We start from the raw sequence: 16096 nt of genomic DNA, 5'->3' as shown, positions 1-16096 counted from the left end.
GGCGGGGTTTTTTTTACCCCCCCCCCCCCGCCCCGCCCCCCCCCCGGCGGGGGGCCCGCGCCCCCCCGCGCCCCCCCCCCCGCGATCCTCACGTTAAGCTGAGCGGCAAACGTCACCCCATTTCGACGCTGAAATAAAGACGCTCGCTAAGCGTTCCGGCTCGGCATATCGTTCGGTCAAAACGAGCTCCGCTCGTATCCCTTAACGCACCACAACCTTCCAGTGGTACGTCGAACACCACCTCCGGTGATAGTTCTCACTGTCCGAATTCCGACACTTGCCTCACCGACACCGCCGGGAACCACCACTTGAGCGCACCCGAAAACTGTCCGAATTCGAACACTCGCACTCTGGGACACTGCCAATACCCTTGCGACCGCGCCCTTCACCCGCCTGAAACTGTCCGAATTCGGACGCTCCATCACACAGCACCCAGCGCACCCAATAAAAAACCCGCCGGAGCGGGTTTTGATCATTCGGACTGAATCGAGAACATCTTGCCTATATGTTCCCTCAGCTGATTTTCCTGCTCCTCCGTGACCACACCTGCTTTGAACTTGAACGTGAGCCCCTTGACATCCTTTGTGATGCTGCCCGCCTGAACCTTCCCTGCAAAGATCTTGAGGATGCTTCTACCGCCCGCGTCACTTGTCGGATTTCCGCGCGTAGCTTGGGCATTCATGCTCGCGGCTACCTTTGTCTGTACGAGATCTCCAGATACCACCTGCGGCCAAAGTTCCTGAAGAGACTTCAATCCCTGCTCGCCGGTTTTCTTGAGTACATTCGCGATATCCTGCGCCGATGACGCACCCAGCACCGAAGGCTTGAGATCCAAGTCACGCTTTACGAAATCAGGCAATGCGTCATACGCGAGGAAACGATACAGATCACTTCGTGAGATTCCCATCGCCTCGGCAAGCCGTGTTCGATTGGGGAATTCCGATTCCGCCCGACGTATGGCAATCGCAATTTCGTAGTCAGAGAGATCGTCACGAGTGACATTCTCCATCAGCGCCAATGCGGCCATATCCTGATCTGTGCATTCGATCACCACAGCACGAACCGTTTCCCGATTGACCAGCTTGTGCGCCCGCCACCGTCGCTCGCCCGCGACGAGTTGAAACGAATCGCCAACACGGCGTACCGTGACTGCCTGCAGGAGCCCAACTTCATTAATCGAGCGAGCAAGCTCTGAAAGCTTTGCCTCATTGAACTGGCGGCGCGGTTGCCATGGGTTCGGCACAATCTCATCGACCCGAATTTCCGTTTCAACGCCCCGGGACTCGAGTTCCTGAATTCGCAACTGGGCTGCGGCCAATGCGCTCGTGATTCCCGGCATCGTCTGCGGGCCACGATTCGTCTTATCCCGTTTGGCCTCTCCCTTGAAATCGGCAGGCTTCGGCAGATTGGCCGTCTTGGCCATGAGTTGTTCGCGTATGTTATTGCTCATGCCGACTCCTTCCAGGATTTCACAAACATGTCGTCTAGCCACTTGGCATATTGCATCATCGGTTGCCGGACACGCTGAAGCGACTTGGCTATTGAGTGTGTGCTGACCACATCCAGCGCCGTCGAAAAAGATAATGCCCCGCCGCTCATCACCGAACTCGATGGAATCTCAAATGGATCGAGCCATCGGCCATATGCGCTTTGCGCCCATTGTCGAACCACCGGCGCCGACGATGTCTTCCCATAGTCCACCTTCGACAACAGGATGGAGATAAAGTCATAGACCTTGTCTTCCTCGTAGGGGAGGAAGTCTTCGGCGACATCCGAGAAAAGACGCCAGAACGCCAGCGAACTGATGAAGTCGAGGTTCTCGGGAATCATCGGCATGACCAACGCGTCGGCGGCCAGTAGCGCGTTCAGATTCATATAGGACAGCGACGGCGACGTGTCGATCAAAATATAGTCGTACTGCGATCGAAGCGGTTCGAGTCCTTCGCGAAGCACAGCCCAGAACCGATAACCTTGAATCGTCTTCTGACGCGCCGGCAGCAAGAACTCCGCGCCGTAGAGGAAGGTATGGCCCGGAATGATGTCGAGTCCATCCCAGTAAGTCGACTGGACGCTTGCGCCAAGACCGCCCTCGACGTTCTGATCATATATATAGGGCAGAACAGTGTCGTCGCCCGAGATCTCTTTTTCAGCGTAGAGACCGCACAGTTCCGAAGCCGAAGCCTGAGGATCCAGATCGACGAGCAGTACCTTGCGCCCGAGCAAGGTCAGCGCCTGTGCGAGGCAAACGGTTGTTGTCGTCTTCGCTGACCCGCCCTTCAATTGCGCGGTCGTCAGTACCTTGCCGCGGAATGCGCCGTCGCCTTCGTCCAGGCGCGTCTGATAGATATCAGAGGCCATCTTCACCCACATCCGAACTTCCGGCAGCGTAAACGTACGGCTCCGACCGGTTCCATTGAGCGTGCCCGCGGGCAGCCCGCCTTCTCCCTTCGTGACAAGGTATTGGATCTGCTGTCGCGTCAGGTTGCACATCTCAGCCAACTCGCTGATCGTGTAATAGGGCGCCACCTTCCGCGGCCGGGGCGCGAGGATCTGCTCTCGCAGGTTGTCCGAGAAGGGTTCCAGGTTGTCTGCAAACTCCGCAACTTCGCGAAGCGTGACCTTGCGGTCTTCCATCGGTAGCGTGCCAACGTTCGCCATTCTGCGCTTTCTCCATGTATTGACGTCGAAGCGCAGAATACACGAATATGTGTAAACGAGGTTGTAGCGCCGCGAGATTTCAGGATTTTCCAATCCCGAAACGCCTCAAACCCTTGATTTTACTAATGCTTTGTGTCCGGTCCGCATGTCTCAAGCACATGCACACGGTGCGGCGCGGATGACAAATCCATCGCACCAGATAGCCCGCAACAGTATCCGCACAAAAACCATCCCAGGGGCGGTTTTTGTGCACGCCACTTCGAAGGCGAAATAATCATTCTTTTCAGCTACTTAGCGCATGTCATTCAGATACCGTCTGATGATCTTCGGCTGTGTTCGTTTAGTTATTTTGTAAACCTTAAACTCGCCAACCTACAAACAGAGACCGGTAAACCCTTTCAAATCAAGCGTTCGCCCTGTGGATAAGGACGGTTTTTGTGAACAGCAGGCCGGTTTTTGTGCTGGCGTAAACGCTTTTTGGGCGACACAGGACGGATTTTGTGTCGACCGGGGTGGAAATTGTGCGCACCGAATGCTCGCTGGGGTGCTTTTTGTGTCGTTCGCATGGACTCCACGACGAACCCATTACGGGGCGGTTTTTGTGTTGACACCTCTTGCTCGCCTGATAGAGTGCCCGTGGACCGCTGTCGATCAAACGCATGGAAAACCGAGAACTCACCGTTACCCCTCAGCAACTGGCGCTGGACATCTACGAAGACATGTCCGCCCAGGGCTCGGCTATCTCCGAGTCGACAAGGGACATCGGCTTCCTGCGCAACAACATCTTCACGCGTGTCGGCGGCCTCGGCATCGCCGCGCGCCGCGTGCTGGACGCCGCTTACTTCATCGTCGCGACCAAGGCGCCGGAAGAACTCATCGACGACAAGGTCTACACCTTCTCGGCCGACATCAACTACTTCAAGTGGCTGATGCGCTACGACAGCCGCAACCACAGCCACCTCATCACGCAGATGCGGGCTGCGGCCCGGGCCCGCGTCGAAATCATGACGGCCCCGTCGATCGAGGAACTCACCGAAAAGGATTCGTGGGGCACCATCAGCCTGTTGGGCGATTGCTACATCGAACGCAACGTCGTGTGCATTCTGCTGGCAGGACGCGTCATCAAGTACCTCATCAGCCCCTACAAGGCCCACTGGCTCAGCCTGCGGGCATCGACTGCCTTCTCGCTGTCGCTGTCCCGCGCCATCTACGACCGCCTGATCCCCTGCGAAGGTCACGGCGTGACCGAATGGTTCGCCTACGAAGAAGTGCTCGAATGGCCGGGCAAGGTCGGCGAATCGCGCAAAGAGGTAAAAGAGTTCAAGAAGCGCTTCCTGGAACCCGCCATCGACCAGCTGAATGAAGTGTCGGATTTCGATGTCAGCTGGGAGCCCAACGCCGAGCGCGTGCCGTCCGAAAAGCTCAAGATCCGCTTTCGCTTCACGAAGAAGCAGGGCGCGGATGCCGCGCGCGCCGGCATCCAGGACTCGATGTACCTTCTGCTGCATAACGAATTCGCTTTCGATACCCTCGACTTCGAGCGTCTCGCCAAGCAGCGCGACATGTGGACCGACGAGCGCCTCGAGCAGGCGATCGAATACACGCGCTACAAGCTCAACGAAGGCAAGGTGACGGTGAGCCCGCGCGGCTACTTGTTCAAGGCGCTGGAGGGGAACTACCGGATTGGCGAGGCGGATCGCAAGATGGCCGCCGTCAAGGCCCGGCAGCTCGAAGACGACCGCAAGGAGCGCCGCTCGCGCGATGCCGCGCAGGCGAAGCTCGAAGCCAGCATTCAGGTGCAGAACGACACGGCGAAAGCCAAGATGAGCGAGGAAGTCCGCGCGGGCCGCGAATACTTCGAGTCGGCCGACACCCCGTTGCGCCGGGATTTGTGCCACGCGTTCCTGAGCCAGCTGATCCCGCAGCGCCTGATCGAGAAGCAGGGCCTGTCGCGCGATGCGCTGAATGCCGACAACATTCTCACCGTGAACCGCGTGGTGGGCGACGCGTTCTGCTCGCACGTGTTTGCGAAGATGAAGAAGGCGCGTCCGGCCCGTTGAAGCTTGCAGGGCTGCGGGTCCCCGCTAGCGGCCACCCAACGGCTTCTGAAACGCCGCCAACACCGCGCCGACCATAAGCACCAACGCTGAATACACGAGCCCGCGCGTGAGCCCTGCGCTGTCCGATACCTTGCCGATCACCACCGGCCCGACGATCTGCCCGAACGCGAACACGATGGTAAAGGCGTTGATGCCGCTCGCCCACTGCGTGGACGGGAGATTGTGCCGCACGAACGCGGTCGTCGACGCCACGGCGGACAGGAACGTCGCGCCGAACAGGGCGCCCGAGACGAACGCCGCGAGCGGATGCGCGATCATCGCGGGAACGAGCGTCGCGACGGCAAGCAAGGCGTTGAGGATCGCGAGGGCCTGGCCGCCGCGCATGCGGTCGAGCAGCGTCGACCACATGCGCGCCGAGACGACCGTCGCCGCGCCGAGCAGCACATAGAAGCCGCTCACCACCGGCGCGCTCATGCCTGCATTGCGCAGCAACGCGACGATGAAGGTCATGTAGCCGATATAGCCGATGCCGAAACACGCATACCCCGCCAGCGCGAGCGCGAAACGGCGCCACTGCACCGGCGCGCGGGCTGCATCGGGCGCGCCGTGGCCGCTCGTGGACGCGGACTGCGGGCTGTCTATCCGCCGCGCGGCCGACGCCGCCACCACCGCAAACACAGCGCAGCCGACGGCCAGCGCGAACCACGCGTAGCGCCAGCCGTGCAGGGTGGGCAACACGGTGAATGGCACGAGTATCGACGAGATGACGATGCCCCAGCCGGTACCGCCGTAGTAGATCCCGATGATGAGTCCGGCGTCGCGCGGCGAGCGCGAGGCGAGCCGCGCCGCCAGCACGCCGCCGCTCACGAAGATGAGCGCGCTGCCGATGCCCGTCGCCACGCGCAGCGCGAGCAGCGCGTGCGTGCCGGTCACGGCGCCGCTCGCCGCCATCAGCACGACCGTGGCGATGCAGCCCGCGACGAACAGCGAGCGCGAGGTGAAGCGCGTCGACCATCGCGAGAAAGCGAGCGCCCCTAGCAGATAGCCGAAGGCATTCGCGGTGTTCATCGCGCCGGCCTGCGCGAAATTCCACGCGAGATCCTGGCGCATCGGCGGCAGCAGCAAGGCGTAGGAGAAGCGCGCGAGGCCGAGCGCAATCGCGCTCCCAAGCGACAACGCGATCGCGAGCATCAACGCCTGCATGCGTTCCGCTTCGCGCTTGTCCTCGCGCCCGTCCTCGCGCGTGTCATTACGCTGGCTCACCCTTGGTCGTCCTCTTATCGTTCTATGCCCGCCGTATGGTATCGCGTGGACTGGTCACACTGCTTACACAAGCGATGGCTAAGCTTCGCGACGCTGCGTCGATCGGCGCGCCTCTGCCGGAGAACCCGATGTCGTTCGTGCCAGGCCGCCGCATGGCGGCGGGATTCGCCGTATTCCTGTGCGCAATCGTTTGCGGTTGCAGCCGCCCGGACACGGATGTCACACGTCCGGCGCCGTCGTCCACCGCGCTCGACGATCCGGCGCCCGCCGCGACCGATACCAGCGAGCTTCAAAGCTGGGCACAGCAGGCCACCGGCAACACCTCACGCCTCCCGGCGCAGACAGGCAGCGCGCAAGCATCGTCGGATGCGCTTGCGACCCCCGTGATTCACACGGTGGATTGACCTTTCCCATCACCTTCCCCGCCTACCGATGAAAAACAAGAACCGTCGTGACTTCCTGCGCGCGTCCGCCGAAGCGGCCGGCGCGGCCGCCGCGCTGAACGTGATGCCGCTCGGCATCCTCCAGGCCCTGGCGATCCCCGCCAACAACCGCCGCGGCTCGATCGAGGATATCGAGCACATCGTCGTCCTGATGCAGGAGAACCGCTCGTTCGATCATTACTTCGGCACGCTGCGCGGCGTGCGCGGCTATGGCGACAAAAGCGCGGTCGCCTTGCCGAACGGCAAGCCGGTGTTCCATCAGCCGACGACATCGGCCGCGGGCGAGCTGCTGCCGTTCCATCCGGACGCGGCGAACCTCGGGCTGCAGTTCCTGCAAGGTCTGCCGCACGACTGGGTGACCGGACACGCGGCCTTCAACGGCGGCCTGTACGACCAGTGGGTGCCCGCCAAGGGCACGACGACCATGGCGTACCTGCAGCGCGCCGACATCCCGTTCCACTACCAGCTCGCGGACGCCTTCACGATCTGCGACGCCTGTCACTGCTCGATCAACTCATCGACGGATCCGAACCGCTACTACATGTGGACCGGCTACGTCGGCAACGACGGCACCGGCGGCGGCCCCGTCGTCGATAACGCGGAAGCGGGCTACGGCTGGTCGACATTCCCCGAAGTGCTGGAACGCGCGGGCATCTCGTGGAAGGTGTATCAGGACATCGGCACCGGACTCGACGCGAAGAATGGCTGGGGCTGGACCGACGACGCATACATCGGCAATTACGGCGACAACTCGCTGCTCTACTTCACGCAGTATCAGAACGCGCAGCCGGGCAGTGCGCTGTACGAAAAGGCCCGGCGCGGCACCAACGCCGCCGCCGGCGACGACTACTTCACGCTGCTGAAGCGCGATGTCGCGAACGGCACGTTGCCGCAAGTCTCGTGGATCGTCGCGCCGGAGGCCTTTTCCGAGCATCCCGAATGGCCGGCGAACTATGGCGCGTGGTACGTCGATCAGGTGTTGCAGGCGTTGACGTCGAACCCGGAGGTGTGGAGCAAGACCGCGCTGATCATCAACTACGATGAAAACGACGGTTTCTTCGATCACGTCGTGCCGCCGTTTCCGCCGGCGTCGAGCGCCAATGGCCTCTCGACCGTCGATACCGCCAGCGAGATCTTCCCCGGCAACGCCAGCTATGCGAGCGGGCCGTACGGACTCGGCGCGCGGGTGCCGATGCTGGTCGTGTCGCCGTGGTCGCGCGGCGGCTGGGTGTGCTCGGAGACCTTCGACCATACGTCGGTGATCCGCTTCATCCAGAAGCGCTTCGGGCGCGCGCACGGTCTTGCCGAGCCGAATATCTCGCCGTGGCGCCGCGCGATCTGCGGCGATCTCACGTCCGCGTTCGACTTCCGCCAGCCGAACGCCCATCTGCCGACGCTGCCCGCCACCAGCGCCTACGCGCCGCCCGACAAGCTGCGTCACGCGAAATACCAGCCGGTGCCGCCCGACGCGCAGACCGTTCCGCAGCAGGAGCCGGGCGTGCGGCCGGCGCGCGCGCTGCCGTACGAGCTGTTCGTGCGCGCGAAGCTGCACGCATCGAAAGACGCCGTCTCCTTTGATTTCATCAACACCGGCAGCGCCGGCGCGGTGTTCCTGCTCTACCGCAACGCGAGCACGCAGGCGCCGCGCAGCTACACCGTGGAAGCGCGCAAGCGCCTCGCCGATCGCGTAACGGCGGAAACGGACGGCAGCTTCGATTTCGTCGTGCATGGCCCGAACGGCTTTGTGCGCCGCATCGCGGGCACGATGGCCAAGCGTCGGTCGTGGTGGTCGGGGGAACAGGCCGAGCCGGACGTCGCGGAAGGTTACGACGTCGCCAACGGCAACCTGCAACTGCGGCTCGAGAACCGCGGAACGGCTGCCTGCACGTTCAGCGTCAGCAACGCCTACGCGCCGGCGCACACCATCACGCGGCGTGTGCGCGGCGGCGATACGGCGGAGATCTACCTGGATCTGCGTGACGCGCACGGCTGGTATGACGTCGAAATCAAGATCGATACCGACGCGAAGTTCCTCCGCCGGCTGGCCGGTCACGTCGAAACGGGCCGGGACAGCATGAGCGATCCCGCGCTCGGCGCGTGACGTCCGCCGCGGCGCATCCGCCGCGGTGATCTCCCGGATCGCGCGCCCCGTCGCCGGGCGTGCGACCGTCTTCATTTCCCCGTTTTCCGGAACTCTTCCGCTCCGATCTGTTCGGAACCACCTGGTTGCGTGCGCCGTCCGCGCCTGCGCCCCGGCTGCGCCCCGGCTGCGACGCGCTGCAACGCACGTCGCCGGACGGGGGATGCCCGGATGGCCGAATGCCCCGCGGACGAGGAAGATCGACATCGCGCGGTTGCTCGAAGCTGAGAATCGTTTCGACGGCGAGGTAGATAACGGAAAACCGGCGCGTCGGACCGCACCATCATGCCAACAATGAACCCAGGTGCAAATGGAGACGGGGATGAGAGTACGAGCAACTGTGCTGCTGGTTCGACACCAGGCGGTGCTTCTGGTCCGGGAACACGGCGGCCCGTGGTGGCTGCCGGGCGGGCCGGTGGGAATGAATGAGCTGGCGCTGGTCGCGGCGGTCCGGGCGCTGCATGAGGATACGGGTGTCGAGGCGAGCGCGGCCGCGTTCCTGTTCCAGCAGGTGTCTGCGCATCACCTTCATCATGTCTTTCGCGTCGCGATTCCGGACGACATGCACCCGCGCGCCGCGATGGGCGGCGGCATCGACGACGTGCTCTGGGTCGCGCCTGCCCAACTCGTGCAGGTTGGCATGACGCCGGGCACGCGGGCGATCCTGAGCCGGGCGGCGGGAATCGGCATCGATCCCGCGGAAGCGCTGCACGGCCATGACGATGTGGGCGCGCGCATCGACAGGCGGCGGCGCTAAAGGCTCCGGCCGGCCGCACCGACAGGCGGCGACTCTAAAGGATCAGGCCGCCCGCCGCCTCACTGCGCAGATGGCGCGGCCGACGCGGACGGAGCAGGCGACGCCGCCCCGGTTTCATCGCCCGGCGTCGGCAGAATCGGCGGCAGGGTCGTGAAAACGGGCGCCTGCGGCCGCGGCGGCGCTTCGGTCACTTCGGCCTCCGGCTCGGCAGGCGCGCGCTTCACGCGGACGGATTTCTGCGCCGCAGTCTGTTTCGTCGCGCTCGGCTTCGGCGCTTTCGTAAAAGTCTGCGCGATCCACGCACGCAGGCGCGTCACTGTGGTTTCCCACAGCCCCGGCGTTTCCTGCGTGTCGAAGCGCGCGCGTGCGTCGATCAGATGCGAGCGCAACGCACGTTGCATGAAATCGCCGACGATCGGCAACGCGCTGTGCGCGCCTTGCCCCCAATAGTCGCTGCGCAGCGTGACGCGGCTGTCGTTGAAGCCGACCCACGCGCCCGCCACGAGTTGCGGCTGCATCAGGATGAACCAGCCGTCGGCGTTGTCCTGTGTCGTGCCGGTCTTGCCCGCGACATCGCCGCGAATCCCGAAGCGCGTGCGAATGGTCGTGCCCGTGCCGCGATTGATGACGTCGCGCATCACATCGACGAGTTTGCGGGTCGCATCGACCGACAGCGCGCGCTCGGGCGCGTTCTCGAACTGCGCGAGCACCTCGCCGTCCTTGTTCTCGATGCGCGTGACGAGCAGCGGCTCGATATAACTGCCATCGTTGGCGATCGTGCCGTACGCGGAAACCATCTCCTTCAGCGTGACCGGACTCGTGCCGAGCGCAAGCGATGGCACGACGTCCAGATGACTCTCGCGCACGCCCATGTCGCGGGCGAGCCGCGCGACGCGTCCCGGTCCGACCGATTCCATCAGCTGCGCGGTGATGCGGTTCTTCGAATACGCGATGCCGTCGCGCAGGCTGACCGGCTTGCCGCTCGGCGGGGCATCGTCGGTTGGACGCCAGGTTTCGTTGCTGTTGATCGGAATCTCGACGGCCTGATCGACGAAGGTATCGGTCGGCTTCGCGCCGTGTTCGAACGCTGCGCCGTAGACGAAGGGCTTGAAGGTCGAACCGGGCTGGCGGCGGGCCTGCGCGACGTGATCGAACGGATCCTGCGCGAAGTCGCGGCTGCCGACCCACGCCTTGATCTGGCCATTGCGCGGATCGAGTGCGACGAAGCCGGCCTGCACGCGCGTCTTGCTCTCGCACAGCGACTGCATGAAGCCGCGGTCCGCGCCGAGCCTCGCCAGGGCGTCGGCGTCGTTCATGCCGCCGTCGCGCGCCGCGCGGTACTCGCCCGTTTCGCGCATGAACGCGTGCGCGAGATCCACATTCACCTTCGCGCAGCCGCCGCGCGTGCCCCACGCGGCATTGGCGATCGACTGCAACTGGTTGCCCTGCAAGCCGAGCGCGTTGGTCGCCATGGTCTGAAGACGCGAGTCGATGGTCGTGCGCACGACGAGGCCATCGGAATAGATGTTGTAGTCGTTGTCGTCGGCCCAGGCGATCAGCCACTTGCGCAGCTGTTGCGCGAAATGCGGCGCGCGGCCAGGCTCTTCGGTCTGCCGTTCGAAGTCGATGCGCAACGGCCGCTTGACGAGCGCGTCGAGCTTCGCGGCCGGCAGATGGCCGAACTTCACCATCTGGCCGAGCACGATGTTGCGCCGGTCGAGCGCCCGCTCGGGATTGATCACCGGGTTGTAATAGCTGTTGCCCTTCAGCATGCCGATGAGCGTCGCGCTCTGAAGCACGTCGAGCTCGCCCGCCGACTTGCCGAAGTACGTGCGCGCGGCCATTTCGATCCCGTAGGCGTTGTAAAGGAACGGCACGGTGTTCAGATAGGTTTCGAGGATCTCGTCCTTCGAATACACCGCTTCGATCTTGAACGCGGTGATGGCTTCCTTCAGCTTGCGTGTGAGCGTCTGCGAGCGGCCGATCTCTTCCGGAAACAGATTGCGCGCGAGCTGCTGTGTGAGCGTGGAGCCGCCTTGCCGGTCGCCCTTGAGCGTATGCAGCGCGGCGGACGCCGTGCGCTTGAAGTCGATGCCGTGATGCGTGTAAAAGCGCCGGTCTTCGGTCGCGATGAGCGCGTCGACGACCTGGGGTGACACGGACTTGAGGCTCACCCATTCGCGATGCGTGGGCTTGAACTCGGCGAGCAGCTTGCCGTCGGCGGAATAGACCTGCGCGGGCTGATCCACCTTGGCGCGGCGCAGGTCGCGGATGCCGGGCGTGAACGGAATCAGCACCAGCACGTACAGCACGAACAGCGCGGGCAGAAGAAGCAGCGTGCGCGGCCGCAGATGCGGACGCAGCCGAGGCAGCAGGCGGGCCTGCAGTTGGCCGATTAGCTGGCCGAGAAGCGCCCGGGCCAGGGCTTTGAGATCAGACGCGGTCACGGCGGAACGGGTTGCTCAGACAAGAAAACCCTGAATCCTAGCGTAATTTTTCAGCAGGCTGACCGTTGGGCCTGCATGCGGCGTCATGCCGGCCGCGTCCCCGCCGTTTCGCCGATGGGAAACGCCGTCGTCGAAAGAATCTCGCGCAACACCACGAAGGTGCGAATCTGCCGCACGCCCGGCAGATAGAGCAGCTTCTCGGCATGCAGGCGGTTGAAGCTGTCGCTGTCGCGCGTGCGGATCAGCATGAAGAAGTCGAATTCCCCGGTCACCACATGGCACTCCATGCAGCCCGGCACTTTCTGCGCGGCTTTTTCGAAGGCATCGAAGGAGTCGGGTGTGGAGCGGTCGAGGATCACGCCGATCACGACCAGCATGCCGGCATCGAGCGCCTTGGGATCGAGCAACGCAACCGTGGCGCGGATCAGCCCCGCTTCGCGCAACCGTTCGACACGCCGCAGGCACGCGGGCGGACTCAGATTGACCTTCTCGGCGAGAGCGACGTTCGAGATGGATGCATCGCGCTGCAATTGCCGCAGGATGGCGCGATCAACCCGATCGGTCTGATGCGCCGCCCGTTGTGCGTTTGCGGGAGGTTGGGTTTTTTTCATTGCGTATGAGGTCGCTTGAACACCGTAAAAGTTTGCCATAACGTAAATGAGTGAATGAACGTTAGGCATGAGCGAATTCTTTTGCAACCCATCCGCTGCGAGGAATCTCTAGGATTGTTTCAAGGCGACGCCGCACGCGCGCCGGCCCGAATTCCATCATCAAGAGGATGCTCACCATGAACCTGCAACGTTTCCCCCGCTATCCGCTCACCTTCGGACCGACGCCCATCCAGCCGCTCAAGCGCCTCTCCGCGCATCTCGGCGGCAAGGTCGAGCTCTACGCCAAGCGCGAAGACTGCAACAGCGGGCTGGCGTTCGGCGGCAACAAAACCCGCAAGCTCGAATACCTGATTCCCGAAGCGCTTGCCGAAGGCTGCGACACGCTGGTGTCCATCGGCGGCGTGCAGTCCAACCAGACCCGTCAGGTGGCGGCGGTCGCGGCGCATCTCGGCATGAAGTGCGTGCTCGTGCAGGAAAACTGGGTCAATTACTCGGATGCGGTGTACGACCGCGTCGGCAATATCCAGATGTCGCGGATGATGGGCGCAGACGTGCGTCTCGTCGCCGATGGTTTCGACATCGGCATCCGCAAGAGCTGGCAGGAAGCGATGGACGGCGTGCGCGCCGCCGGCGGCAAGCCGTTCCCGGTGCCGGCGGGCTGCTCGGAGCATCCGCTGGGCGGGCTGGGCTTCGTCGGCTTCGCGGAAGAAGTGCGCGCGCAGGAAGCAGAACTCGGCTTCAAGTTCGACTACATCGTCGTCTGTTCGGTGACCGGCAGCACGCAGGCGGGCATGGTCGTCGGATTCGCGGCCGACGGGCGGGCGCGCCGCGTGATCGGCATCGATGCCTCGGCGAAGCCCGAGCAGACGCACGCGCAGATCCTGCGCATCGCGAAGCACACCGCCGAACTCGTCGAGCTGGGTCAGGACCTCACGCGCGAGGACGTCATTCTGGATACGCGCTTCGGCGGCCCCGAATACGGCTTGCCGAACGACGGCACGCTCGAAGCCATTCGCCTGTGCGCGCGGCTCGAAGGCGTGCTGACCGATCCCGTCTACGAAGGCAAGTCGATGGACGGCATGATCCAGATGGTGCGCAACGGCGAATTCCCCGATGGCTCGAAGGTGCTGTACGCGCACCTCGGTGGCGTGCCGGCGCTCAACGCCTACAGCTATCTGTTCCGTAATGGCTGACCGCTAGAGGGCGTCGCGCAGCGCATTGCGGAACGCGTGGAAGAGGGCGGCGATCCGCTCCGAGGTGTCGTCTTCGAAGACCGGCATGCGCGCGCCGAGCATGTGGGCGAGGATCGGCGGTGCGGGATCGTCACTGCGCAGGATCGCGAGCAGCCGCGCGCGCACCTCATCCGCGGCGAGCGCCGCCGTGTCGCGGCCCAGCAAGGCGGCGCCGGCGATGTCCGGATCGTGCCCGTGGCGCTCGACGAGATCGAAGGCATCGGAATAGAGGCGGTCGAGATTGCCGGCCTGCGCGTAGCGCGCCATCAGGAACAGCAGATCGATCGCGTCCTTGCGGTCGGACGCGTGCCGGTCCTGCCAGGCGACGATCTTCAGCATTGCCTGCGCGGGCAGCGACGCGACTGGCACGACGAGATCCGCCGCGATGCGCACGGGCAGCGCCGCATCGAGCGCCTGCCGGAAGCCCGCGACGTTCATTCGCACCGACTGATCCGGCGGCCACGCAATCTCGCCGCGTGCGTCCTGTACGCCGCCGAACGGCACGATATCCAGCCAGGTGCGCTCGCCGGTGTGCGGTGTGCTGAAGTTCAGCCGATGCGCCGAGCCTTTCGGCGCGTCGAAGTGGCCCGAGGCGATCAGCGTGTTGCGCAGCGCCTTGTGGCCCGTCCAGCTTCGAATTGAAATGCCAATGTCGACGTCGGCAGTGGCGCGGGCTGCCTCGATGTCGTGGACGTGCGTGAGCAGGAGGTCGCGCGCGCTGGCGCCGCCGACGAACCACGCGATGCCGTTGGCCGCCGACGCGGCGACGACTTCGCGCAGCATTGCCGAAATCGGTACGGCGAGCGGCCGATGCGGCAGCAGCTCAAGCGGCAAGATAGCGTTCACGCAGCATCCTGGCGGCTTCGATATTTCGCGGGTCGCCGCTCGCGACCAGATCGGCATAGACGAGCAGCGGCGCGACCACGTTCGGCGGCAGTCCCTCGACAGGCGCGAGCTTGACCGGCGCGCGCAGGAACTCGACGTTGCCCGCCGGATCGGGCCGCAACCGCGCCTGCATGACCCATTCGCGCGGCACGGTTTCCGTGCAGTAGGCGGTCACACGCGCAGGTTTCAGATAGTCGGTGAGGATCGCGGCGGCCGGTTCGCCGCCGAACTGGCATTGGCCCGGGAGATCGGGCGCATCGCGCCACCAGTCGTTCGAATCGGCATGATACCGCCCCAGCACGAGCGATTCGCGCAGCTGCCGCGGATAGAGTGTGACCCATTCGTCGATCAGCCGCTCGCGGTCGGCGAACTGCAGGCCGCGCGCATCGGGGCGCTCGAAAACATCCCGATGGTCGACGAGCGCGCGCACCGCATTCTGCACGGTGCCGTGGCTGACGCCCGCGCGCTGCGCGATGTCCCGATAGCTGCGCTCCAGCAACGACGGGCTGACGAGCAGGGCGAGCGCGACACGAAGGGTCGATTTCGTCCATGTCTTCGAGCGGCGCGCCCGGCTCCCGGCTACGCGTGGGCGGCCCGAGACGATCACGACGCAGTTGTCCTCGACGAGGCTCGCGTTGCCCGCGAGATCGAGCGCGTCGACCTGCATTTCGCGGCAAGCCTGGATCATGTTGGGAGAGAGATGCGTGGTGACGAGCGCCGACTTTGCGCCATCCAACGTGTCGATAGCCGACAACGCGCTATATCTGTCGACGATTTCACGCACGATCACACGCCGCTTGAAACGCGCCGTGCCGACATGGAATTCGATGGCGCCGTCATAACCGCCGCGCGCCGGCGCTTTCGCGGAGCGTGCGGCGAGGCCGGTCGCGGCGCTGAAGGCGGCGGCGGCGGCTTCGATCATTTGCTCCGGGTGGCCGTCAGCGCGAGGCAGCATGGAGAAATTCGTTTGTCCAATTTATGTGATTGTACACGAAACGTGGACGGAAAAGAAAATTGGACAGTTGAGCGTGCACGTGCGGTTCAACTCTTTCCGGCCGCCCGGCTGATCGCGGCGCCATCGGCGCCGCCTTGCATCAGAGATAACTGCAGACGTAATCGAGCGTTTCGATAACCTCGATATCGAAGCGACTCGTGCCGGGCACCGAGAACGATTCGCCCGCGCCGTACGCTTTCCACTCGTCGCTGCCGTCGAGGCGGATGCGGCATTTTCCGGCTTGCACTTCCATATGCTCAGGCGCGTCGGTGCCGAAGTTGAGCGTGCCCGGCAGGATCACGCCGAGTGTCTTTTTCGAGCCACCGGAAAAAAGCACGGTGTGTGACACACATTTACCATCGAAATAGACATTGGCGCGTTTGATAACGGAAACTTGATCGAATTGCGTTGTGCCTGTCATGGCGATTTCCTCGAAGTCTTCGGATGTCGATGTGGTGCGCCGGAATGCGCGGAATTTCATTCAAGCAGAGGGGTTGCCATGATACAGGGTGCGAATTGCGATACGCCTATCGTTAGATTAATCACACGACAAGAGGATTTTGACGCGGATGTGTCGTAGGGAGGCGAGTGATTCGCTCAGCCAAT

13 protein-coding genes are annotated in these 16096 nt (G+C 63.7%); 5 read left to right on the top strand and 8 right to left on the bottom strand.

Features of this window, described 5'->3' with window-relative positions; genetic code table 11:
• Positions 1-472: 472 nt before the first annotated feature.
• Entirely contained in the window at positions 473-1450 is a 978-nt protein-coding gene (locus QCE63_RS20210; protein WP_309835434.1) for a ParB/RepB/Spo0J family partition protein, read from the bottom strand.
• Positions 1447-2658, bottom strand: a complete 1212-nt coding sequence (locus QCE63_RS20205) for an AAA family ATPase (RefSeq protein WP_309835511.1) — start codon at positions 2656-2658, stop codon at positions 1447-1449. Before QCE63_RS20205 ends, QCE63_RS20210 begins: the two co-directional genes overlap by 4 nt.
• Before the next feature lie 659 nt (positions 2659-3317).
• Between QCE63_RS20205 and QCE63_RS20200 the strand changes: the two genes are divergently transcribed.
• Positions 3318-4718 (top strand): replication initiation protein, encoded by a 1401-nt coding sequence (locus tag QCE63_RS20200; protein WP_309835432.1) that lies wholly within the window; start codon positions 3318-3320, stop codon positions 4716-4718.
• 24 nt (positions 4719-4742) lie between these two features.
• Here QCE63_RS20200 and QCE63_RS20195 read toward each other — a convergent pair whose 3' ends face one another.
• Positions 4743-5921 (bottom strand): YbfB/YjiJ family MFS transporter, encoded by a 1179-nt coding sequence (locus QCE63_RS20195; RefSeq protein ID WP_309835509.1) that lies wholly within the window; start codon positions 5919-5921, stop codon positions 4743-4745.
• 188 nt (positions 5922-6109) lie between these two features.
• Here QCE63_RS20195 and QCE63_RS20190 point away from each other — a divergent pair, with 188 nt between their 5' ends.
• The 3 genes from QCE63_RS20190 to QCE63_RS20180 all read left to right on the top strand — a co-directional run bounded on the left by QCE63_RS20190 (position 6110) and on the right by QCE63_RS20180 (position 9321).
• Positions 6110-6385, top strand: coding sequence for a hypothetical protein (locus QCE63_RS20190; protein WP_309835431.1), 276 nt, complete (start codon positions 6110-6112; stop codon positions 6383-6385).
• 28 nt (positions 6386-6413) lie between these two features.
• On the top strand, positions 6414-8525 hold the full coding sequence (locus QCE63_RS20185) for a phosphocholine-specific phospholipase C (protein ID WP_309835430.1): 2112 nt from the start codon (positions 6414-6416) through the stop codon (positions 8523-8525).
• Between the two features lie 361 nt (positions 8526-8886).
• Positions 8887-9321, top strand: a complete 435-nt coding sequence (locus QCE63_RS20180) for an NUDIX domain-containing protein (RefSeq protein WP_309835429.1) — start codon at positions 8887-8889, stop codon at positions 9319-9321.
• Positions 9322-9380: 59 nt separating this feature from the next.
• Here the strand turns inward: QCE63_RS20180 and QCE63_RS20175 are convergent, their stop codons facing one another.
• Both QCE63_RS20175 and QCE63_RS20170 read right to left on the bottom strand, forming a co-directional pair.
• Positions 9381-11768, bottom strand: a complete 2388-nt coding sequence (locus QCE63_RS20175) for a transglycosylase domain-containing protein (RefSeq protein ID WP_309835428.1) — start codon at positions 11766-11768, stop codon at positions 9381-9383.
• A gap of 83 nt (positions 11769-11851) precedes the next feature.
• On the bottom strand, positions 11852-12379 hold the full coding sequence (locus QCE63_RS20170; protein WP_309835426.1) for an Lrp/AsnC family transcriptional regulator: 528 nt from the start codon (positions 12377-12379) through the stop codon (positions 11852-11854).
• Positions 12380-12555: 176 nt separating this feature from the next.
• Here QCE63_RS20170 and QCE63_RS20165 point away from each other — a divergent pair, with 176 nt between their 5' ends.
• A complete protein-coding gene (locus QCE63_RS20165) occupies positions 12556-13572 on the top strand; it encodes a 1-aminocyclopropane-1-carboxylate deaminase (protein ID WP_309835425.1) in 1017 nt (338 codons plus the stop codon).
• Positions 13573-13575: 3 nt separating this feature from the next.
• On the opposite strand, the gene QCE63_RS20160 is transcribed toward QCE63_RS20165, so the two are convergent.
• The 3 genes from QCE63_RS20160 to QCE63_RS20150 all read right to left on the bottom strand — a co-directional run bounded on the left by QCE63_RS20160 (position 13576) and on the right by QCE63_RS20150 (position 15911).
• Entirely contained in the window at positions 13576-14457 is an 882-nt protein-coding gene (locus QCE63_RS20160; RefSeq protein ID WP_309835424.1) for a nucleotidyl transferase AbiEii/AbiGii toxin family protein, read from the bottom strand.
• Positions 14435-15451, bottom strand: coding sequence for a type IV toxin-antitoxin system AbiEi family antitoxin (locus QCE63_RS20155; RefSeq protein WP_309835423.1), 1017 nt, complete (start codon positions 15449-15451; stop codon positions 14435-14437). Before QCE63_RS20155 ends, QCE63_RS20160 begins: the two co-directional genes overlap by 23 nt.
• A gap of 139 nt (positions 15452-15590) precedes the next feature.
• On the bottom strand, positions 15591-15911 hold the full coding sequence (locus tag QCE63_RS20150) for a pyrimidine/purine nucleoside phosphorylase (protein WP_309835422.1): 321 nt from the start codon (positions 15909-15911) through the stop codon (positions 15591-15593).
• Positions 15912-16096 lie beyond the last annotated feature (185 nt).

The sequence above is a fragment of the Caballeronia sp. LZ065 genome, assembly GCF_031450975.1.
GTDB lineage: Bacteria > Pseudomonadota > Gammaproteobacteria > Burkholderiales > Burkholderiaceae > Caballeronia.
This window is presented reverse-complemented; position numbering and strand designations above follow the sequence as displayed.